The sequence below is a fragment of the gamma proteobacterium symbiont of Axiagastus rosmarus genome, assembly GCF_059730925.1.
The window spans coordinates 2,048,874-2,070,390 of record NZ_AP035925.1; the positions used below are offsets into that span (position 1 = coordinate 2,048,874).

18 protein-coding genes are annotated in these 21,517 nt (G+C 58.6%); 11 read left to right on the top strand and 7 right to left on the bottom strand.

Features of this window, described 5'->3' with window-relative positions:
• Nucleotides 1-447: 447 nt before the first annotated feature.
• Entirely contained in the window at nt 448-1,341 is an 894-nt protein-coding gene (locus AC6I8F_RS09545; protein ID WP_498028767.1) for a LysR family transcriptional regulator, read from the bottom strand.
• Nucleotides 1,342-1,443: 102 nt separating this feature from the next.
• On the opposite strand from AC6I8F_RS09545, the gene AC6I8F_RS09550 reads away from it, so the two are divergent.
• A complete protein-coding gene (locus AC6I8F_RS09550) occupies nt 1,444-2,538 on the top strand; it encodes an oxidoreductase (RefSeq protein WP_498028768.1) in 1,095 nt (364 codons plus the stop codon).
• Nucleotides 2,539-2,725: 187 nt separating this feature from the next.
• Here the strand turns inward: AC6I8F_RS09550 and AC6I8F_RS09555 are convergent, their stop codons facing one another.
• On the bottom strand, nt 2,726-3,628 hold the full coding sequence (locus AC6I8F_RS09555; RefSeq protein ID WP_498028769.1) for a ParB/Srx family N-terminal domain-containing protein: 903 nt from the start codon (nt 3,626-3,628) through the stop codon (nt 2,726-2,728).
• Nucleotides 3,629-3,765: 137 nt separating this feature from the next.
• On the opposite strand from AC6I8F_RS09555, the gene AC6I8F_RS09560 reads away from it, so the two are divergent.
• Nucleotides 3,766-4,398 (top strand): DapH/DapD/GlmU-related protein, encoded by a 633-nt coding sequence (locus AC6I8F_RS09560; RefSeq protein WP_498028770.1) that lies wholly within the window; start codon nt 3,766-3,768, stop codon nt 4,396-4,398.
• A 3-nt stretch (nt 4,399-4,401) separates the two neighbouring features.
• Here the strand turns inward: AC6I8F_RS09560 and AC6I8F_RS09565 are convergent, their stop codons facing one another.
• The 3 genes from AC6I8F_RS09565 to AC6I8F_RS09575 form a co-directional block, all read right to left on the bottom strand.
• On the bottom strand, nt 4,402-5,721 hold the full coding sequence (locus AC6I8F_RS09565; protein WP_058769834.1) for an MFS transporter: 1,320 nt from the start codon (nt 5,719-5,721) through the stop codon (nt 4,402-4,404).
• A gap of 201 nt (nt 5,722-5,922) precedes the next feature.
• Nucleotides 5,923-6,891, bottom strand: coding sequence for a GT-D fold domain-containing glycosyltransferase (locus AC6I8F_RS09570; RefSeq protein ID WP_498028771.1), 969 nt, complete (start codon nt 6,889-6,891; stop codon nt 5,923-5,925).
• Between the two features lie 235 nt (nt 6,892-7,126).
• On the bottom strand, nt 7,127-7,267 hold the full coding sequence (locus tag AC6I8F_RS09575; RefSeq protein ID WP_158251392.1) for a hypothetical protein: 141 nt from the start codon (nt 7,265-7,267) through the stop codon (nt 7,127-7,129).
• A gap of 195 nt (nt 7,268-7,462) precedes the next feature.
• On the opposite strand from AC6I8F_RS09575, the gene AC6I8F_RS09580 reads away from it, so the two are divergent.
• Nucleotides 7,463-9,823, top strand: a complete 2,361-nt coding sequence (locus AC6I8F_RS09580) for a membrane-bound PQQ-dependent dehydrogenase, glucose/quinate/shikimate family (protein ID WP_159378148.1) — start codon at nt 7,463-7,465, stop codon at nt 9,821-9,823.
• A gap of 60 nt (nt 9,824-9,883) precedes the next feature.
• Here AC6I8F_RS09580 and AC6I8F_RS09585 read toward each other — a convergent pair whose 3' ends face one another.
• A complete protein-coding gene (locus AC6I8F_RS09585) occupies nt 9,884-11,350 on the bottom strand; it encodes a catalase (protein ID WP_498028772.1) in 1,467 nt (488 codons plus the stop codon).
• Between the two features lie 477 nt (nt 11,351-11,827).
• Between AC6I8F_RS09585 and AC6I8F_RS09590 the strand changes: the two genes are divergently transcribed.
• From AC6I8F_RS09590 to AC6I8F_RS09600, 3 genes are all read left to right on the top strand, one after another.
• Entirely contained in the window at nt 11,828-13,249 is a 1,422-nt protein-coding gene (locus tag AC6I8F_RS09590; protein WP_498028796.1) for a carbohydrate porin, read from the top strand.
• A gap of 167 nt (nt 13,250-13,416) precedes the next feature.
• Nucleotides 13,417-14,094, top strand: a complete 678-nt coding sequence (locus tag AC6I8F_RS09595) for a hypothetical protein (RefSeq protein WP_064511383.1) — start codon at nt 13,417-13,419, stop codon at nt 14,092-14,094.
• Nucleotides 14,095-14,174: 80 nt separating this feature from the next.
• Entirely contained in the window at nt 14,175-14,879 is a 705-nt protein-coding gene (locus AC6I8F_RS09600; protein ID WP_498028773.1) for a pirin family protein, read from the top strand.
• 115 nt (nt 14,880-14,994) lie between these two features.
• Here the strand turns inward: AC6I8F_RS09600 and AC6I8F_RS09605 are convergent, their stop codons facing one another.
• Nucleotides 14,995-15,453 (bottom strand): RpiB/LacA/LacB family sugar-phosphate isomerase, encoded by a 459-nt coding sequence (locus tag AC6I8F_RS09605; RefSeq protein ID WP_021506001.1) that lies wholly within the window; start codon nt 15,451-15,453, stop codon nt 14,995-14,997.
• A 434-nt stretch (nt 15,454-15,887) separates the two neighbouring features.
• On the opposite strand from AC6I8F_RS09605, the gene AC6I8F_RS09610 reads away from it, so the two are divergent.
• The 5 genes from AC6I8F_RS09610 to AC6I8F_RS09630 are packed head-to-tail and all read left to right on the top strand — an operon-like array spanning nt 15,888 to nt 21,417.
• The gene (locus tag AC6I8F_RS09610) at nt 15,888-17,222 is read left to right on the top strand and encodes an MFS transporter (RefSeq protein WP_152390992.1); all 1,335 of its coding nucleotides are present in this window, start codon (nt 15,888-15,890) and stop codon (nt 17,220-17,222) included.
• 1 nt (nt 17,223) lies between these two features.
• The gene (locus tag AC6I8F_RS09615; RefSeq protein WP_498027960.1) at nt 17,224-18,969 is read left to right on the top strand and encodes a dihydroxyacetone kinase family protein; all 1,746 of its coding nucleotides are present in this window, start codon (nt 17,224-17,226) and stop codon (nt 18,967-18,969) included.
• Between the two features lie 2 nt (nt 18,970-18,971).
• A complete protein-coding gene (locus AC6I8F_RS09620) occupies nt 18,972-19,748 on the top strand; it encodes a triose-phosphate isomerase family protein (RefSeq protein ID WP_058769827.1) in 777 nt (258 codons plus the stop codon).
• A complete protein-coding gene (locus tag AC6I8F_RS09625) occupies nt 19,745-20,563 on the top strand; it encodes a sugar phosphate isomerase/epimerase family protein (RefSeq protein WP_058769826.1) in 819 nt (272 codons plus the stop codon). The genes AC6I8F_RS09620 and AC6I8F_RS09625 overlap by 4 nt, the downstream gene beginning before the upstream one ends.
• The gene (locus AC6I8F_RS09630; RefSeq protein WP_058769825.1) at nt 20,560-21,417 is read left to right on the top strand and encodes a phosphogluconate dehydrogenase C-terminal domain-containing protein; all 858 of its coding nucleotides are present in this window, start codon (nt 20,560-20,562) and stop codon (nt 21,415-21,417) included. The genes AC6I8F_RS09625 and AC6I8F_RS09630 overlap by 4 nt, the downstream gene beginning before the upstream one ends.
• Nucleotides 21,418-21,517: the final 100 nt, after the last annotated feature.

The following is a 21,517-nucleotide window of genomic DNA, read 5'->3' on the forward strand; positions in this document are numbered from 1 at the left end:
CTCGGAACGGGGTGCTCAGCACTCCTCACAAAAGGAATGATAAAATGTGCAGCGAAAGATTTCAAGTTTCGCTAAAATACTGTATGGTTATACAGGTGTTGAGCGCGGCGGATGCTTATTGTTTTCTGATGACTCCAGGGGCGCGGATAGTCAAACCCCGGCAGGTTTCAGGTGGTGCTGGCCTGTGGCTTTCACAATGAGTGCCGCTCAGCGCTCCTCACAGATGTGCTTAGGCGGTCGGCGGGTAGAGTCAGGGCCCCGAAAGCTGAACAGCGCGCTCCTGTCAGAGGAGAAGGAAAGTGATGGAACTTGTTCGATTACTCCTGGACCTGGTCCGGGTGATCCTGCAAATCATCGTTGCCCTTTTGCAACTGACCGGTCAGGCGCACTGACCGGAACTTGAAACAAGGCGGAGCTCACCCCTCCGCCTTTTTTCGTACGCCCGCGTCACGCGCCGGGCCGGCTTTGCTGTTGCATTGCCTGTCTGAGCGCCGCAACAAACACGCTGACGCGCGCCGGCAGGTGGCGCGTGGTGGGAAACAGCGCCCACACGCCCAGCATCTGCGGCTGCGCGTCCTCCAGCTCCAGCGCCACCAGTTCGCCGGATGCCAGCTCTTCCCGCACATCCCATTCGGATAGCTGCGCGATGCCGCTGCCGGCCACGCACAGCGCACGCACCCCTTCGACATTGCTGCCGCTAAAGCGCCCGTCAACACTCAGGCTGGAGAGATGAGCGTCCACCATAAAACTCCACTGCACCACATTCGACAGGCGCAGACAGTGGTGTTGATGCAGATCCGCCAGATGACGCGGCGTGCCGAAGCGTTGCAGATAGCCCGGAGCCGCACACAGCCGGCGCGGGTTATCGGCCAGGCGGTGTGCCACCAGGCGGGAATCGCGCAGCGGGGCAATGCGAATCGCGACATCAAAGCCCAGCCCGACAATGTCCGTGACATCGTCGCTGAGCTGAAACTCAACGCGCAACCCGGGGTTTTGCTCCATCAGTGACGGCAGCAGTGGAATGATGGTGCGGCGGCCAAACCCCGTAGGCGCGGTGATGCGTAGCTGGCCGGTGGCCCCCTGTTTATCGGGCGCGAACAGGTTGCGTGCGCTCTGTTCGGTCTCGGCCAGCGTTCTGGCATAGGGAAGAAACTCTTCGCCTTCATCGGTAAGGGCAATGGCGCGCGTGGTGCGATGCAGCAGCCGTACGCCGAGATCCTCCTCCAGTGAGGCCAGCCGGCGCGACACGGTCATAGTAGTGGTGCCGAGCCGCCGCGCCGCCTGCGTCAGGCTGCGGGTTTGCGACACCATCAGAAAAACATCAATATCCCGGGAGTTCATTGTAACGGTTTCCGTTAAGCAGACGTATCATAATCGGTCATTTTTGCCACAATGGCGACTCACTATAATGGCTCCTGATGATAATTTATTTCAGAGCGCCGAATGACCGACAAACACCTGTTTCAGAGCAGTACGCTTAACCACCTCGATTTAACCAATCGCCTGATGGTGGCACCGATGACGCGCATCTCCGCCAGTGTGGATGGAGTCCCGGGCGAGCGTATGCAGCAGTACTACACGCGTTTCGCCCGCGGTGGCTTTGGCGCAGTAATCACCGAAGGTCTCTACATCGATGAAGCCTGGTCACAGACTTACGCTTTTCAGGCCGGGCTGGTCAATCGCCAGCAGATCGCCGGCTGGCGGGCCATCACCAACAGCGTGCACCAGCACGGCAGCAAAATCATTGCACAGCTGATGCACGCCGGTGCGATATCGCAGGGCAATATTTACCGGCGCGATACGCTGGCGCCTTCGGCGATCCCGCCACGTGGCGAACAGCTGCGGTTTTACCATGGCCACGGCGCTTATCCGTTGCCGCGCGCCATGAGTGATGAACAGATTGAGCAGGTGATTGACGCCTTTGCTGACAGCGCGGCGCGCGCCATTGAGGCAGCCGGTTTTGACGGCATTGAAATTCACGCGGCCAACGGTTATCTGCTCGATCAGTTCTTTACCGATTACACCAACCAGCGCAGCGACCGCTGGGGCGGCGATATTATCGCAAGACTGACGCTGACGCGGGAGGTGATTGCCGCGGTGCGACAGCGCATCGGTGCCAACGTCACGCTGGGCGTGCGGATTTCCCAGGGGAAAGTGAATGATTTTACGCATAAATGGCAGGAGGGCGCTGCCGGAGCGCGCCAGGTATTTGCGCTGCTGGCTGAATCAGGTATCGATTATCTGCATCTGACCGAGCACGATGCGTTGCAGCCAGCGTTCTCGGACGCGGCAGAGTCGCTGCTGCAGCTGGCGCGCCAGGCTGCGCCACAGTTGCCGGTGGTGATCAACGGATCGCTGTCAGATGCCGAACGCGCCGGCATGGCGTTGTATCAGGGCGCAGATTATGTGGCGCTGGGCAAAAGCGCGCTGGCCAACCCGGACTGGCCACTGCGCGTTCGCCACGGCCAGCCGCTGCGCGCCTTCGATCAAAACCTGCTGGCACCGTCCGCGGATGTTAAAAACAGCGAGCTGGTATAACCGCCGTTTTCGGTTGCCATCCATGGCGACCCTGCCACAACGGTGAAAGACGCCTGCCCGTGCACCAGCAACAATGGTATGGGGGTTTTGTCGGGTGCGCATTGATGCGCACCAGCAGCAATAGTGTGTGATTTTGTCGGGTGCGCATTGATGCGCACCTGGATAAACCCAACACTACCCAGCCCGCTTAACGTTTAAACGCCCAGCTCAGCTTACCGTTATCGGCGCTTAACTTGTTCAGCGCCTTCTGGTTCACCGCGTCTCTGGCACCGAGCGCCTGCGCCGTCAGCGGACCATTATCACTCTGCGCAATCACCGTATCCTTCGGCACGCTCACCATCTTCTCCGCCACCTTTTTCACCGCTGCGGCGTAGCCGTCGCGGTCGCGCAGGTTGAACGCTTTCAGCGGCAGTTCCCGGCTCAGCCACTGTCCCCAGAAGAACTCCAGGAACGGCGGCGGATTGTCTGGCTTATCGAAGCCGATATCGCGCACAAAGTAGATCAGCGAACGATACTCATCATCCTGCATATGCTGGCGACCCAGCTCCTGCGGCAGCGCTTCAGGGGCGATTTTACCGTTTGGCGTCTCCAGCCACACCAGATGTGCCGCCGCCATTTTCTGCCAGAAAGCAGCCTGGCTTTTCAGCGGGCGGAAATCATCGGTAATGCGCACCTGCACCGGCGTTGACAGGCCGGCCATGTCAGCAAAGTTGCTGAACGTGTGGTGACCATCAGTCAGGTACAGTTGATTATCCGGACCGATCACCGCGGTTTTCATCGGGCCGGACTCGCTGCCGACCGGCGCCTTACAGCTGAAACTGGCCGGATCGCGCAGGGTGGAGCGCGGCGTGAAACTTTTCACCCCTTTTTGTCCCATGCTTTCGCAATAGTCATCGAACAGCTTTTCCGGATCGGCCTGATAACGATGCTGCTTGTAATCCAGCTGGCGATAACCAATGGCGGCCTGAGTGGGATGCAGCTGCGCCAGTTCGACCTGCACAATTTCTCCGGCTTTGATGTCGGGCGGCAGGGCGGCAAAGGCGGGTGCGGTACTGAATAGCAAGGCTAATAACGGCAGGGACGCTTTCATTCCATTTTCTCCTGAAGATCTCCCGGTGGAGCAACACGATAGCATTCCTGTCATCTTCCCGCTCTAGTGTTGTGGCTCGCGGTTGCGTTGAGGCAACCACTTATCCAGACATCTGACCACAACGGAGCACCTGCTTTATGATTTCTGCCACCCAGCCTCCCGCTAAACTGCAACACACCGCGATCGATCCCAGCGTCCGTCTGCGCGACACGCAGATTGGCCAGCAGTGTGAAATTCTGGCGCACAGTTATCTGGAATACAGCGAACTGGGTGATTTTTCCTACCTTGGGGAACACTGCTGCGTGGCGGATGCACAGATTGGCCGCTTCACGGCCATCGCCAATCAGGTGCGTATCGGGGCACCGAATCATCCGATGGACCGCGCCTCACAGCATCGCTTCACTTACTGCCCGGAGTATTACGACAGCCGCGCGCAGCGTGATGCCGGTTTCTTCGCCGGACGCCGTGCCGATCGGGTGATCATTGGTCACGATGTGTGGATCGGTCACGGCGTGATTGTCCTGCCTGGCGTGACGGTCGGTGACGGCGCCGTGCTGGCGGCCGGGGCGGTGGTGAGTAAAGATGTGCCGCCTTACACCATTGTCGGAGGTGTGCCGGCGAAACCGATTCGCGCCCGTTTCAGCACTGACATCGCGGCGCAGCTAGAGGCGATTGCCTGGTGGAACTGGCCGCTGGAGAAGCTGATGGCGCACCTGGCGGATTTTCAGTCGCCGGATATCGCCGCCTTCTGCCAGCGGCACGGGCGATAACCCTTACACAGCCTGCTGCGCGGCGGCTGGCGGCGCATCGGCTTGCAGGCGTTTCTCCGGCTGCAGCAGCGTCATGGCCAGCATGCTGCCAAAGGCGATACAGGCGGTGACGGTAAACATGGCGTTATAACCGTAGTACTGCGCCAGCCAGCCGCACAGCATCGGTGAAATGATCGACGCGAGGTTGGCGATGGCCAGCGTCATGCCGCTGAAGGTACCAACCGATGCCTTTGGCGTCACGTCAATCACGACCGACCAGTAGACGTTATTCACCAGCGCATTGAGCGCATTGCCGAGCGTCATCAGCGCGATAATCCCGGCAGCAGATCCGACCCAGGGAATAGCCATAAAGCAGCAGGCGGTGGCGCACAGCGTCACGGCGGCAAACAGGTTGCGCGCCAGCCGCAGATTGTTAAAGCGTGCCAGCAGGCGATCGGCGATGCGCCCGCCCAGCAGCACCGTCAGGCAGGCACCGCTCCAGGGGATCATCGCCACATACCACAGCGAGTGCAGGTCATAGTGGAAATTATCCTGCAGATATTTCGGCAGCCAGGTCACCAGGGTAAAGGTGATGTAGAGGAAACTGAAATAGCCCAGCGCGTTGCACACCAGCGTGCGGCTGGTGAAGAAGCGCCACCACGGCAGCGCGCCTTCGTCCTGCGGCTGCTGGCGTTGCCCGGCAATGATCAGCTGACGCTCGACGGCATTGGCGCGCGGATGCTGCTGTGGCGTATCAGTAAAGTGGCGCGCAAACAGCAGCATCGCCAGCAGTGAAAACGCGCCGAGCAGCATAAACATCATGCGCCAGTCGTTGGTGAGTAGCAGCAGTCCGACGGCAATCGGTGCGGTCAGCAGCGAGCCCACCTGGGTGCTCAGCAGGCCAATTCCCAGCGCGAAACCGCGTTCGTTATCCGGTGCCCAGTGGGCGATGGTTTTGTTCATCAACGCATAGGCCGGCCCTTCGCTGAAGCCAAACAGCACGCGCAGTGCAGCAAACCCCATGATCGCCGAGCCGCCAAACAGCGCCATGCCCAGCTCTCCGGCCCAGGCGGTGGCGATCTCCAGCAGCGACCACAGAATGCCGGCCATCAGCCAGACCTTTTTGGTGCCCAGCCGATCGGCAAGGAAACCGCCGCACAGCGACCCGAACAGATAGCCAAAGCCAAAGTAGCCCAGCACAGCACCGAGTTGCACTTTACTGAAGTGAAATTCCTGCGAGATGGCGTTGGCGGCGAACGACAGCGCACCGCGGTCGATGTAGTTAATCAGTGCGATGAGAAACAGCAGCGAGAAAATGGTGTAGCGGGTTGAGGACGCTTTCATCATGCGACTCCTGAAAATGAACACAGGAATCATTAAGCAAAGGTAATGCCAGATTGCTAAGGCTGCTAACTAATTAGTGTCCGCCATGGCATAGTGCCCGCGCCGCCGCAGTCGGAACCATCGCGCTGGCTAATAAATAGCCGCTATCTGAGCGTGCTGCACCAAACCGATCGCGGGCACGATCGGTTACGGTGCGCTGCATCACACTATCGGCTGCGTGACCACCGCGGCACTGCGCAGTGGCTCCTGACCTAAACCGACGTGCAGCAGAATCTGGCTGCGGTAATGCGCATCCGCTTCCTGCTGTTCGTCACTCTGTAATAAACCGACCTCATTCACATTTTTCCCCGCGACCTGCACCTTAGTGCGTGCCGCGCTGCGCATCCACTCATACTCAATATCGATATGGCCGGTATCAATGCAGCGAATGCCGTGCTGACTGAGGTCGTAAGCCAGCACGGTTGCCGTCGGTCCAAGGGAGATCAATACCATGTCGAAATCGCGCGCGTGCGCCAGCACATTACTGTATAGCTCGTTATAAACCGAAAACGCGTTACGGTTGAGGGTGGTAATGCGCCGGATCTGCCGTGCGCCATCCAGCAGATCGTTACCGAGACCAAGGCGCGTGCCGCTACCCTCAACAATCAGAATTTTTTTATCATGAAACAGCTGTTTAAATTTGGCAAAAATACGTGCCGCCGGCTGTTTATCTTTATAATCATGATAAGGTCGCGTTACCGACGTATTACCATAGCGATAGCCTTTCTTTAATAAATGCTCATAGTGGCGAAAGAAAAACGCTTTATGAAAAAACCAGAATAGCGCTGAGCCAAAACGCATATTCCCGGTGCCGCGAAAGGCATCAGGCATACACAACAGACAGCGATTATCGCTCTGCGTGCCACGGCGCATGATCTCTTTCAGGCGAATGGAAAGGCGCTCATCAAAAGACTGAAAGCCAATATTCTTAAATAGCGTCATTTCCAGTTCCCCATCCCCATAGCGGCACACTGAGAGCCGGTCATCGCTGAGCAGCAGATCGATGGTCTGTTCTGCTGACAGGACCTGATATTGCCGGGCGTGCGCATTGGCCACGGAAAATTTAATGGCAGCATGTGTGAGTTTAAATGGAAAACGTAATTTGCGATAAAAAGCGTCTGCGCTGATCATAATAACCTTCTTTTTATAAGCGGCTTTGCCGCAGAGCAGTCAGATAATATATATCACCGATTAATTTGGCAGACAGGCTAAGGAAACTCTCAAAATAATAAATACGCTATTTCATTTATCAATGTCACCGCGCCGGACAGGCGTTATTTTTGGAGCAAAGCGCAGCGTTGCCTGCTTTTTTTGCATCCGGTTCTGACATGACCAGGACAAATCGCATTTGTACGCCACTAATCAATTAAATAATTTCACCAGAAATACGTACGCCGACAAATTGCAGGCTGCCGGGCAGCACGCCTGTCGCGCCTTGAGTCATATCGCACGCTGCGTTATCAAAAAATGCGGATTTTCCTGATGATTGATTAATTTCCTCCAACAAAATTGAAACGTGATTTCACTCACACTACGAGCGAAGCGGGGCGCAGCAGGAAGGAGCAGAGCTACATTGATAAGCGGCACTAACGACACGCCGCCAGGCAGATTTTTAACTAACGGTTACGTAAGTTAAGATTTTGTTGAGTTTATGTGTCTTTAGTTTGGGGTGGTTAATAATGATGAGCGTTGAGGGATTCGCATGATAAACAAACTGACCAGTCTCGTGCTGGCGATTCTGGGTGTTGCGCTGCTCTATATGGGCGGCAAGCTGCTGATGATGGGCGGCAGCGCATTTTACGCATTGATGGCGGTGGGATTACTGATCACCGCCATTTTACTGTTCCGCAATCAGCGCAGCGCGTTAAGCCTGTATGCGGTGCTGATGTGGATTACGCTGGCATGGATGATCTGGGAAGTCGGCTTCGACAAGTGGCAGTGGATCCCGCGCGGCGATCTGTTTGGCGTGATCGGCCTGTGGCTGGCGATGCCGTGGGTGGTCAAACCGCTGTATCAGGGACAGCGTCGCTTCCACGGCCTGCTCGGCAGCACGGTGGCCATCATGATTGTGCTGGTAATTGGATTGTGCTTTTACGATCCGCTGCCGCAGGCCGGCACCATCACCAATGCGCGTGAACAAAACAGCGAGCAGGGCGCGAGCGCTGACTGGACCGCCTACGGCGGCACCGCCGACGGCCTGCGTTTCTCCGCCCTGAATCAGATCACCAAAGAGAACGTGCGCAATCTCGAAGTGGCCTGGACCTATCACACCGGCGATCTGCGTCAGGATAACGATGCCACCGAATACACCTTCGAAGCCACGCCGCTGAAAGCCAACGGCATGCTCTATTTCTGTACGCCGCACAATGAGGTCCACGCGCTCGATCCGCAGAGTGGTGCGGTGAAGTGGAAATACACGCCGGCGAAAGATCGTTCTTATCTGCAGCAGCATCAGACCTGCCGTGGCGTCAGCTATTACGCGGGCGCACCGGCTGCCGCACAGGACACGGCGGCGACGCCGGCGATGTGCCGCAAGCGCATCTTTAACGCCACCACTGACGCCCGGCTGATTGCGCTGGATGCCGACAGCGGCAAACCGTGCGCCGATTTTGGCAACAACGGAGTGGTGGATCTGCATGCCAATATGGGTGAGGTTCGTCCACACGCGTTGATGCAGACCGCCGCGCCGCTGGTCGCGGGCAATCTGGTGATTGTCGGCGGCTCGGTTATGGATAACGGCTTCAACAGCGGTAACCCCTCTGGCGTAATTCGCGCCTATGATGTGCAAAGTGGTCGTCTGGTGTGGAACTTTGATCCGGCTAATCCGCAAAATACCGCGCCGATAGCTGCTGGCCAGACCTATCCGCAGGATACGCCGGTGGCCTGGGGTACGCTGAGCGCTGACCTGAAAAACGGCCTGGTGTATGTGCCGTTTGGCAACGCCTCGCCGGATGAACTGGGCATCGAGCGCGATGCCAATAGCAATACAGAGAAATTCCGTGATGCGTTAGTGGCGCTCGATCTGCAGACCGGTGCATTCAAATGGCGCTATCAGAGCTCCCATCACGATCTGTGGGACCGAGATAATCCGTCACAGCCATCGCTGGTCGATATCGATTATCAGGGCCAGAAACAGCCGGTGGTGATCCTGCCGACCAAAACCGGCAATCTGTTTGTGCTCAATCGCCTGACCGGCCAGCCGGTTTATCCGGTTAACGACGTGAAGGTTTCGACGGAAGGCGGCGTGCCGGGCGAGAAATTCGCCGCCACCCAGCCGGTATCCAGTCTGAACTTTATTCCGCAGCCGCTGACTGAGAAGTCAATGTGGGGCATCACACCGTTTGATCAAATGGCCTGCCGTATGGATTTCCGTAGCCTGCGCTATGACGGCAATCCGTGGACGCCAGCCACAGAAGGCGGCTCGCTGGTGTTCCCGGGCAATATCGGGGTGTTTAACTGGGGATCGGTGGCGGTTGATCCGCAGCGTCAGATGCTGATTGCCGCACCGGTGCGCCTCGCCTACAAATACAACCTGATCAAGCGTACGCCCGCCACGGCGACGGAGCGCCTGTTCACCAAAGATGGCCAGCCTTACTGGAACGAAAACTTCCACGGTGATTACGCCATCCACATCCAGCAGCTGGCCTCCGGTCTCGGCATTCCGTGCATTGCACCGCCGTGGGGCCGCATGGTCGGCGTGGATTTGAAAACCGGCAAAACCGAATGGCTGCGTCGCGTTGGCACCACGAAAAACCTGAAAACCAGCTTCCTGCCGGGCCGCTTCCCGATTGGCTTCCCGATGGGCATGGTGGCGCACGGCGGGCCACTGCTGACGGCCGGCGATCTGGTGTTCCACGGTGCGACCGCAGATAACTTCATTCGCGCCTATGACAGCACCACCGGCGAACTGCTGTGGCAGCAGGAGCTTAGCGCCGGCGCGCAGGCGACGCCATCCACTTACATGGGCAGCGACGGTAAGCAGTACGTGGTGATTGCCGCAGGCGGTCACGGTTCGCTCGGCACCAAAGCCGGCGACAGCGTGGTGGCGTTCCGTCTGAAATAATCCTGTCGATGCAATAAAGGCGCCCGCGGGCGCCTTTTTTATTGCTCTGATATCAGCGCATTAACGCTTGGCGCGCTCGGTTTGCACCCGCTGGGCAATGCGATCGCCAATCGTCTGGTCGATGTTGCGCCAGTATTCAAACGCGCGCGACAGCACTGGCTCCTCCACGCCGTTGAGCAGATGACCGCTGACGTTATTCACCAGACGGTCACGTGCCGCCTCATCCAGCACTTTATTGACCAGCGTATTGGCCTGGCCAAAGTCATCATCATCCTGACGCAGCGTGTAGGGCGCGCGCACCATGTTGCCGTGCGCTTCCCAGGTGGAATCCGTCGGGTAGCGCTCGCCGTCCGCCACCGGACCGCCTTTCGAGTTCGGCGCATAAACCGGATCGCTGACCGGATTGATGCGCATCGCGCCATCCTTGCTGTAGCTGTGCACCGGTGCCTGCGGGGCGTTAACCGGAATCTGCTTGTAGTTAACGCCAAGACGGGCGCGGTGGGCATCGGCATAGGCAAACACCCTGCCAATCAGCATCTTATCCGGGCTCAGCCCGATGCCGGGCACCAGGCTGTTTGGTTCAAACGCCGCCTGTTCAATCTGCGCGTGGTTGTCGGTCGGGTTGCGGTTCAGCATCAGTTTGCCGACTTTAATCAGTGGATAATCGCTGTGTGGCCAGACCTTAGTCAGATCAAACGGGTTGAAGCGGTAGGTTTCCGCCTCGGCAAACGGCATGATCTGCATGTACAGCGTCCAGCTGGGGAAATCACCATTTTTGATGGCGCTGAACAGATCGCGCGTATGGTAATCGCCGTCCTGGCCGGCCAGCAGATCGGCGTTATCCTGCGTCAGGAACTCCACACCCTGATCGGTTTTGAAGTGGTATTTAACCCAGAATTTTTCCCCGGCGGCGTTAACCCACATATAGGTGTGGCTGGAGTAACCGTTCATGTGGCGCCAGCTTTTCGGAATGCCGCGGTCGCCCATCAGCCAGGTCACCTGGTGCGCCGACTCTGGCGACAGCGTCCAGAAATCCCACTGCATATCGTTATCGCGCAGATTGTTGTCGGCACGGCGCTTCTGCGAGCGGATAAAGTGCTGGAATTTCATCGGGTCGCGGATAAAGAACACCGGCGTGTTATTGCCCACCATGTCGTAGTTGCCTTCGCTGGTGTAAAACTTGATCGCGAAGCCGCGCGGATCGCGCCAGGTGTCCGGGCTGCCACGCTCGCCGGCCACGGTGGAGAAGCGCATCACCACATCGGTTTTGGTGCCGGGCTGAAATACCGCCGCTTTGGTGTAGCGGCTGACATCTTCTGTCACCTGAAAATAGCCAAATGCACCGCTGCCTTTGGCGTGCGGTTGACGCTCTGGAATACGTTCGCGGTTGAAGTTAGCCATCTGCTCAATCAGGTAGTGATCGTGCAGCATCAGCGGGCCGTCAGGACCGACGGACAAAGAATGTTCGTCGCTGGCTACCGGAATGCCAGCATCCGTGGTGGTCGGCTTGCGATCGTCATTGCTCATAATATCTCCAGCTTTTGTAAGGATAATCCAACCACTAAGCGTAGCAGCGAGGCGCAGGCTTGCCCGAATAATTGCGCCGTCTCATCTGGTTGCCGCATTAAGCGATGCGGCACAGCTCGCAAATTTGCGTTTTATTTCTGCTGCTGGCTAAGCAGATTTTCCGGGCCGGAAAAAGCGCCATTCTGCGAATGGGATCGGAAAAGAAAAATTAATTCACCCGTCTTTTAAGACAGGTCGCAAAGGATTTTCCCGTTTAAGTAAAAAAAGACCTTGAATTAATCAATCATTTTATAAGTTCATGTAAAATATCACTTTTTAATTTAATGATATTGATCAAAAAGAACCGCAATCCGCTTATTTATGCTCTCGCTGCGTCAAAGGCAATCCCGTTGTAATTAATGAATGGACATAATAAGAGAGATAAATATGGTGATGCATAAGGCTAAAACCGCGCGCCTGGCGCTGGCTATCGCGGGGATGATGGTGGGTGGCAGTGCAGCGGCACAGTCATTAACGCTGGAGCAGCGTCTGGCCCAGCTGGAAGAGAAAATCGCGCGCGATGAGCAGCAGCAAAAGGAGGCGAGCGCCGGAACAACCAACACGTTCCGCTTTTCCGGGTACGCCCGTTCCGGCCTGCTGGTTAATGATAAAGGGCGCGGCGGACGTGCCGGACCTGCTATTTCGCCTGCCAGTTCGATCGGCGGCGATGCGCATATTGGCCGGTTAGGTAATGAAAAAGATCACTACATCGAGCTGGGCTTTCATAACCAAACCCGGTTCAGTAATGGTTCGTGGGCCAACTTCAAAGCGCTGCTGGCAGATGGCTCATCCAGTCCGGACCCGTGGGTGCAGAATAACGACAATAATCTGAATATCCGCCAGGTGTATGTCGAAATGGGGGATTTCCCCAGCTTCAGCGGTGCTGCCCGGCATGCCTCGCTGTGGGCGGGCAAACGCTTTGACGGCGACAATTTTGATCTGCACTTCACTGATACCGATATCGTCTTTCTTGGCGGCACCGGCGGCGGCATCAGCAACCTGCAATGGAACGAGCAATGGCGCAGCGATTTCTCCATTTATGGCCGCAGTTTTGGCGACCTGGGCAGCAGCCGCTACGACGATAACAACGTGCAAAACCTGCTGCTGACCTCGAACCAGTTTTACGGTAACTGGCAGTGGATGCTGACCGGCATGAGCGCAAACGGCAACGACGAGCTGAAAGGGCGCGCATCGACCACCGGCAGCTATGCGCTGCGCAGTGACGATACGGCAAAGCACGGCGTGTTTACCATGCTGGCCTGGCACGATAAAAACCGCTTCTACGGACTGGCACCGGGCAGCAGCACTCACGCCATTCAATGGGGGAAAGGGCTGGGCGCAGAAACCCGGCAGATCGGTGGCGACGGCGACTTAACGCGCAACGCCAGCGCGCTGCGACTGGCCACCTTTGGCGTGATGCCACTGAGCGATCGCTGGTCAGTGGCCCCATCGCTGCTGGCGCAGCACAGCGAGGATCGCTACCGCAAAGGCGATCGCCATGACTGGGCAACCATCAACCTGCGCGCCTCCCAGGCGATTACGGAAAACTTTGCGCTGCAATATGAAGCGTCGTGGCTGTATATGGACCTCAAACCCAATGGCCGCAGCTATCAGGATGGCGGCAGCATCGCGACGTACAACGCGGTGAAGGGCGACGTGTATAAGCTGACCTTTGCGCCAACATTTAAAGTCGGCAACATCAACGACATGCTGGTGCGACCGGAGATTCGCCTGTTCGCGACCTGGATGAACTGGTCTAAAGCGCTGGACAACTATGCGCTGAACGATGATTTCGGCAGCGCGGGCTTTACCGCTGGCGGTAGCTGGAACTTTGGCGTACAGGCAGAAGTGTGGTTCTGAGATCGCACATCGCGCTGACCGGCTGAAGGAAGGTTGCACGGTGCGAGGCGTTGAAAAATGCCTCGCACCGCATCCGGCGAAGCCTGCCAGCCAGCGGTAAAGCTGCATTCCGTCACCGATTATGGCTATAGTGCAACGTACTGAACCTGAAGCGATAAGGAATCGTTGTGACCATTGCCTGCCTGCATACCGCCGCCAGTAATATTGCTATTTTTGATGACGCCGCGCAGTCGCTCGGCATTCCGCCTCAGCAAATCAGCCATCTGGTGATGCCACATCTGCTGGCAGAAGCAGAGCTCAGCGGTGGCATGACGCCGGTCCAGCAGCAGCGTCTGGAGCAGCTGTTACTCAGCCTGACGCCGTGGTTCGACGCGATACTGATTACCTGCTCTACCTTAGGTGCCGCCGCAGACAGCTTTCGCGATCCACAACAGCGCTGTGCGGTTTATCGCACTGACCGTATGCTGGCGGACGAAGTGCATCGCCGTGGCGCACCCGCGCTGGTGCTGTGTGCCGCAGAGTCTACGCTGCACAGCACACGCCAGCTGTTTTGCCCGGAGAGTCTGGCACCCGACCAGCGTCCGCAAGTCAGGCTTATCCCGGATGCCTGGGCCGCATTCAAAGCTGGCCGGCTGGACGACTATTACACGCTGATAGCCGATGCCGTCGCTCAGGGACAGCAGCAGGGCGCGGTTCAGGTGGCGTTAGCGCAGGTGTCAATGGCCGGCGCCGCGTCGCGTTTTCCTGCGCTACAGCGGCCACTTACCAGCCCGCACCTGGCGCTCAGCTTCGTACTGCAGCAGGCTAAAGGCGCGGACGAAGGTCATTCAAAACCACTGATTTAAGCCAACAAAAAGCCCTACTGTTACGCAATTTTGCAGCCTTTATGATGGTCATCAGAACCTGATTTTTGAGGAAGCCACTGATGAACGTGATTAAAGCGCAGCGTGACCAGCTGTTTGAATACGGTCCCTTTACCATTCGCCGGCAGCGGCCGGGAGAACAACTGGGCGCGCTGGCGATTGTCGACCAGATGACGCTGAAGCCCGGCGCGGTGGTACCGATGCGCCGTCATCAGGATGATGAGATTTTCAGCTATGTCTGGCGCGGCTCGGTGCAGTACCGATGCGAGGAGGGAGAGACTCTCGCTCTCAACGGCAAACGCGCACTGCTGGTGAATGCGGGCAGTGGGGTACGTCATGAAGAGTCAGCACCGCTGATTGAAAGCGAAATGCTGCAGGCGTACATCCGCCCGGCATCCGGTGGCGGTGAAGGGCAGGTGCAGAGTGTGTACCGGGCAGAAGGGGCGGCACTTAACCAGTGGACGCTGCTGGCCGGTCCGCAGCACAGCGCGGCACCTTTGACGCTGCGTCAGGCCGTTTACATCTATGACGTCAGGCTGGATCGTGGCGCACAGATCGAGGTGCCGCATTTGCCGGGTTATGCCAGCTGGGTCACGGTGCTGGAGGGCATTGCACGCACCGGGGATGTGCGGCTGCAAAAAGGCGATGCGGTGAGCGATAGCGCTGCCTTGCCGGCTATCCACGGTGAACGCGACGCCCTGCTGGTCGCCTTTCTGGTGCAGCAGGATGCGCCTGCGGTGCTGAGCGGTACGCTAAGCGGCAGTTAAAACACCGGCTATGACACGGCTGGCACGCACCAAAGTGGCCAGTCGTGTCAGCGTGCCGCTGGCGATGTCACGCACTCAGGCGCTGCCGGCTCTGCAACTCAGCGCCCGATAACCATTATTTCGCGTGTGACACCTGTTCGTAGTAACCGATCTTCTCCACTTTGGCGGTCGAACCGCCACCTTCAAACTCGGATGCCAGCCAGGCGTTAACGATGTTTTTCGCCAGCTCCGGCCCAATTACGCGTGAGCCCATGGTCATGATCTGCGCATTGTTACTTTTGCGCGCGCGCTCGGCGGAGAAGGTGTCATGGCACTGCGCGGCGCGCACGCCTTCCACTTTATTGGCAACAATCGCGACGCCAATGCCGGTGCCACACAGCAAAATGCCGCGCTCAAACTGCTTTTGCTGCACCGCCGTAGCGAGCGCAAACGCCACGTCCGGATACATCGGGCGGTCATTTTGCGCGTCGTTACTGTAATCAGTTACCTGATAATCCTGCTCTTCCAGCAGCTTTTTAATGATGTTTTTCAAATCGATAGCCGCATCATCGGCACCAATAGCGATAGTTTTCATCACGTCTCTCCAGTGATACAGGGTCTGACACCTGCACATATGTTCGTCAGGTGATTAGATGTTCACTGACAGCCTGCCACAAAAACAAACATATATTCAATACATGTTCATATGATTTAGCGATCGATTGCGCAAAATCTCGTGCCAACCCCTGCCAGTATGATCGCGCAGCGCCGCTCTGCTGCGAAAAATCCTGAAAACGCCACCGAAATCAAATCTCATGCGCACTGTCACACTTTCGCCAACTGCGCTTGAGGAGTGAGCAAATATCCGTGTAGTGTTCATTTGTTCGCATGACCCTATCCATGTACAAGAAGAACCATTGAGGACTCGAACATGTGTCATTTGCTTCTTACCTCGCATTTTGTCTGTCGCCAGCGCCGGTTTTGCGCCTGGCCAACACCGTCTCACTGCGCACGTTTCGGAGGTGCGTTATGAATCACTCTGCTGTCAGCGCGGTTGAGCAGACCGCAATCCGCAAAATCTCCTGGCGCCTGGTACCGTTTGTGGCGCTGATGTTCTTTATCAACTTCCTCGATCGCACCGCCATTTCCTTTGCCGGCCCAAACGGCATGACGCAGGACCTCGGCCTCAGTGCGCTGCAGTTTGGTCTCGCCTCCGGCATCTTCTTTATTGGTTACATCCTGCTGGAAGTGCCCAGCAACCTGGCGCTGCATAAGTTCGGCGCGCGGCGCTGGCTGGCGCGCATCATGATCAGCTGGGGCATCGTCTCGCTGCTGTTTACCTGGGTCAGCAGTGTCGAAGGGCTGTATACGCTGCGCCTGCTGCTGGGGATTGCCGAGGCTGGTTTCTTCCCGGGCGCCATCCTTTATCTCAGCCTGTGGGTGCCGGCGCGCCACCGCAGCAAAATTCTCTCGCTGTTCTACCTGGCACAACCGCTGACGGTGGTATTTGGCGCACCGCTGGCTGCCTCGCTGATTGAGCAGCACGGCCTGTTTGGCCTGGAGGGCTGGCGCGTAATGTTTATGGGCGTGTCGCTGCCAGCAATCCTCATCGGTGTTGTGGCGCTGTTCTGGCTGGTGGACTCGCCGCGTCAGGCGAAGTGGCTGAATGACGACGAGAAAAACTGGTTGATAGCCGAACTGGAAGCGGAACATCAGCACAAGCAGGGACAGCACCCGCACAGCGTGCGTTCGGTGATGGGCAACAGCCGCGTGTGGATGCTGTGCCTGATCTACTTCGGCTTTATTTACGGCCTGTACGCGCTGGCGTTCTTCCTGCCGACCATTATCGCCGGCTTCCAGCAGCAGTTTGGCACCACCTTCAACGTGATGCAGAAAGGGCTGATCACCGGCGTGCCGTACCTGATCGCCGCCGTCGTGATGTTTTTCTGGTCGCGGGATGCCGCGCGGCGCGGCTGTAAAACCTGGCACATCGCGATTCCTGCGGTCGCGGGCGGCCTCAGCGTACCGCTGGCGCTCTACATGGATTCACCGTTTACCACCATCCTGGTGATCGCCGTAACGGCCAGCGCCATCTTCGCCGCATTGCCCAATTTCTGGACGCTGCCAACGCAGTTCCTGACCGGCGCATCGGCAGCGGCGGCGATTGCGCTGATTAACACCCTGGGCAACGTGGCGGGTTTTTCCGCCGGTTACATCACCGGCGCACTGCATGATGCCACTCACAGTTATGTGTTACCGATGTTCGTGGTCGGCGGTTTTATGCTGCTCTCCGCTGTATTGATGCTGTTCCTCAATCGCCGTCGCGCGCAGCCTCTGCCAGCTTCATTTGTACAGGAGCAATAACATGACGTACCTGTTTAACCAGCCATCCGCGTTTGCCGCGGAACTGATCGAAGGCTTTGTGGCCGCCAATGCCGATAAAGTACGCCAGGTGAGCGGTGGCGTGGTGCGCAGCACGCGCAGCCAGCCGGATACCGTGGCGGTGATTGTCGGTGGCGGTTCCGGTCACTATCCCGCCTTTGCCGGATTGGTCGGCCAGGGCCTGGCGCACGGGGCGGCAATGGGCAACCTGTTCGCTTCGCCGTCGGCGCAGCAAATCTATAACGTCGCGCGCGCGGCGCATAACGGCGCGGGTGTGCTGTTGCTGTTTGGTAACTATGCCGGTGACGTGCTGCATTTTGGTCAGGCGTGCGAGCGGTTGCGCGCTGAAGGTATTGCCTGTGAGGTGCTGGCGGTAACGGATGATGTGTCCAGCGCCAGCCACGATGAGCGTCTGAAGCGACGCGGCGTCGCCGGCGATCTGTGTGTGTTTAAAGTGGCTGCGGCCGCGGCAGAAGCGGGTGACGATCTGGCTACGGTGCTGAAAAAAGCGCAACACGCCAACGATCGCACCCGCACCTTCGGTGTGGCCTTTTCCGGCTGTACGCTGCCGGGCGCTTCACATCCGCTGTTTGAGGTAGAGAAAGGGCGCATGGCGCTCGGGCTGGGCATCCACGGTGAGCCGGGCATTAGCGAAACGGCGGTGCCGCGCGCCGACGAGCTGGCAGAAATCTTTGTCGACCGGCTGCTGAGTGAGCGGCCAGCGGATGTGGCGCAGGTGGCGGGACAGCGCGTGGCGGTAATCCTCAACGGTCTCGGTTCAGTCAAGTATGAAGAGCTGTTTGTGGTGTATCGCCGCATCGCCCAGTTGCTGTCGGCGGCGCAGTTGCAGGTGGTGGAGCCGGATGTCGGCGAATTCGTCACCAGTTTTAACATGGCAGGCGTCTCGCTGACGCTGATGTGGCTCGATGATGAACTGGAAACGCTGTGGCGCGCGCCGGCCAATACGCCAGCCTACCGCAAAGGCAGCGTCCTGATTGCCGAACCGCTCAGCGCCGCCGAGTGCGAAGAGATCCGTGAAGAGACGTTACCGCAGGCCAGCACCGCATCACAACACAGCGCCCGGCGCGTTCTTGAACTGCTGGAAGCAGTGGCGGTGATGATTCAGCGTCATGCCGGCCAGCTGGGCGACATTGATGCGGTAGCGGGCGACGGCGATCACGGCATTGGTATGGAGCGCGGCGTACTCGGCGCGGTAGAAAAGGCGCGTGAGGTGGCCGCGCGTGGCGCCGGCGCTGGCAGTCTGCTGTGTCGCGCCGCCGATGCCTGGGCGGATAAAGCGGGCGGCACGTCCGGAGCACTGTGGGGCGTGGCACTGACCGCGCTCGGCACCGCACTGGGCGACAGCGCGGCAGCGGATGCAACACGCGTCGCTGCCGGCGTCCGGGATGCCAAAGAGGGCATTATGCACTTCGGCAAAGCGCGCGTCGGTGATAAAACCATGGTTGACGTGCTGGTTCCGTTTAGCGACACGCTGAGCGCTGCGGTCGCGCAGGGCGCATCACTCACCGAAGCCTGGTTACGTGCGGCAGCGGTGGCGGAGCAGGCCGCGCAGGCCACCGCACAGCTGGTACCGAAAGTGGGGCGTGCGCGGCCGCTGGCAGAAAAAAGCGTTGGCACGCCGGACGCCGGTGCGGTTTCACTGGCGATGATCGTCAACACCGTTGGCGATCTGTTAAAAGAACACAGTGCATCTGAACAGGGAGCGTAATTATGGCTCAGCCTAAAATCTGGCTTGGCGTCAGCCTGAAAATGTATTTCGGCTATCAGCAAACGCTGGCGTGGTGTCGCGAGGTTGCGACGCTGGCGCAGCATCCGGCAGTGCAGCGCGGTGATGTCGGGCTGTTTGTGCTGCCCGCTTATCCGGCCATCCCGGCGGTAACGGAGATCTTTGCCGGCACGCCGGTGCGCGTCGGCGCGCAGGACGTGTGTCAGGCGGAAAACGGCGCCTGGACCGGTGAGGTCAGCGCCAGCATGCTGCAGGAGCTGGGGTGCTCACTGGCGGAGATCGGTCACGCCGAACGCCGTCGCCATTTTCATGAAGATAAAACGCAGATTGCCGCCAAAGTGGCGATGGCGCTGCGTTATCGCCTGACCCCGGTGCTGTGCATCGGTGAACCGCAGCAGGGCACGCCTGAGCAGGCGATTGCGCTGTGTCAGCAGCAGCTGCAGGAGGCGCTGGCGGAGGCCGCGCAACACGCGCTCAGCGGTGAGGTGTTGTTTGCTTACGAACCGCAGTGGGCCATTGGCGCACCGCATCCGGCGCCGGACAGCTACATCCGCGCGGTGTGCAGCGGGCTACAGCAGCTGACGACGCCCGACGGCATCACGCTGCGGGTGATTTACGGCGGCAGCGCCGGGCCGGGTCTGATTCAGCGCCTCGGCGGCGACGTCAACGGCCTGTTCCTCGGCCGCTTTGCCCACGATCCGCAGGCGCTGGCGCAGATCGTGCAGGAAGCCAGTAAGCTGGCTGAGGAGCTGCCGTCATGAGCCGCATTGGACTCAGTACCTATGCGTTTTTCTGGCGTATGTCGCCCCAGGTGCCACAGCCGCTCACGCTGGCGCAGATGCTGCAGCAGACTGCCGATCTCGACGTGTCAGTATTCCAGATCTGCGACTACCCGGCGATTGAGCAGTGGTCAGATGAACAGCTGCTGGCGCTGCGTCAGCAGGCGGATGCGCTTGGCATCACGCTGGAGCTGGGCACGCGTGGTCTCGGCAGCGCGCATCTGCGCCGCTATCTGCATATCGCCGCTATTCTCGACGCGCGCGTGGTGCGCTCAATGTTCAACACCGCCGATCACCGGCCATCGCTGGATGAAGCGGCCAATCTGATTGCTGCCGTGCTGCCGGATTTTGCCCGCCAGCAGGTGCGGCTGTGCCTGGAAACTTACGAGCAGGTCAGCAGCGCGGCGATGATGTCGGTGATCAACCGCTTTCTCTCGCCGTGGCTGTGCGTCTGTCTCGATCCGGCCAACTGCGTCGCCGGACTGGAACTGCAGGAGCAGGTGATCGCCAATACCGCTGCGCGCGTCGGCAATCTGCACATCAAAGATTTCGCCTTTACCCGCCGTGCCGGCTGGGTCGGTTTTACCCTGGCCGGCTGTCCGATGGGCGAAGGGAAGCTGGATTATGACCGGCTGATCGCCAGCGTGCGGCCGGTCGATCGCGACATCAACCAAATCATCGAACACTGGTTGCCGTGGCAGGACGATGCCGCGCAGACCTGCGCGCGGGAAGCCGAATGGACCCGCCGCGCCGTTGAATTCCTACGCAGTAAACAAGATCAGGAGTCGTTAACATGAGCAAGGCATTGAAAACCATCACCGTGATCGGCGCAGGCGGCAAAATGGGCATGCGTATTTCCGCTAATTTGCAGCACAGCGCTTATCAGGTGTTTTACTGCGAGAATTCACCGCAGGCGCAGCAGCAGGTGACTGCACAGGGACGCGAGCTGTCGGATGCCGCGTCGGTGGTGCCGCTGAGTGACGTGGTGATCCTCGCCGTGCCGGATATCGTACTGGGCAAAGTCTCGCAAAGCGTGGTGCCACAGATGCAAAGCGGTGCGGTGCTGCTGACGCTCGATCCGGCCGCGGCCTACGCCAACCTGATCGCCCAGCGTGACGACATCGAATACGCGGTCGCGCACCCGTGCCATCCGTCGGTATTTCTGGCTCGCTACACCAAAGAGGAGCACGCCGATGCGTTTGGTGGCGTCGCTGCCGTTCAGCACGTCGCGGCAGCCTGGGAAAGCGGCAGCGCTGAGCAGAAGGCAGAGCTGAGTAAGGTGATTAGCGTGATGTACGGCCCGGTTGATCAGGTGCACTGGGTCACGGTGACGCAACTGGCGTATCTGGAACCGACGCTGGTCGAAACCGTCGCCTGCATGGTCGGTGCCTTCATGAAAGAGGCGCTGGATGAAACGGTGAAACACAGCGGCGTCCCGGAAGAGGCAGCGAAGGCCATGCTGTACGGCCATATTCAGATTGCGCTGGCGGTGGCTTTCCGCGCCACCAACCCGTTCTCGGACGCCTGCATGATCGCCATGGAGTATGGCCGCGAGAAGATCATCAAGCCGGACTGGAAACAGATCTTCGATCAGCAAGAGCTGGATAAGGTTATTGCCCGCATGCTGAAAATTGACGCCATTCAGCGTTAAGCGTGACAGCAGCGGCGACTCGCGGCGTTGCTGGCTGGCGAAGCGAGTCGCATCAATGATATAACTCCCTGCTGAGCACTCCGCACGACGATACAAGACA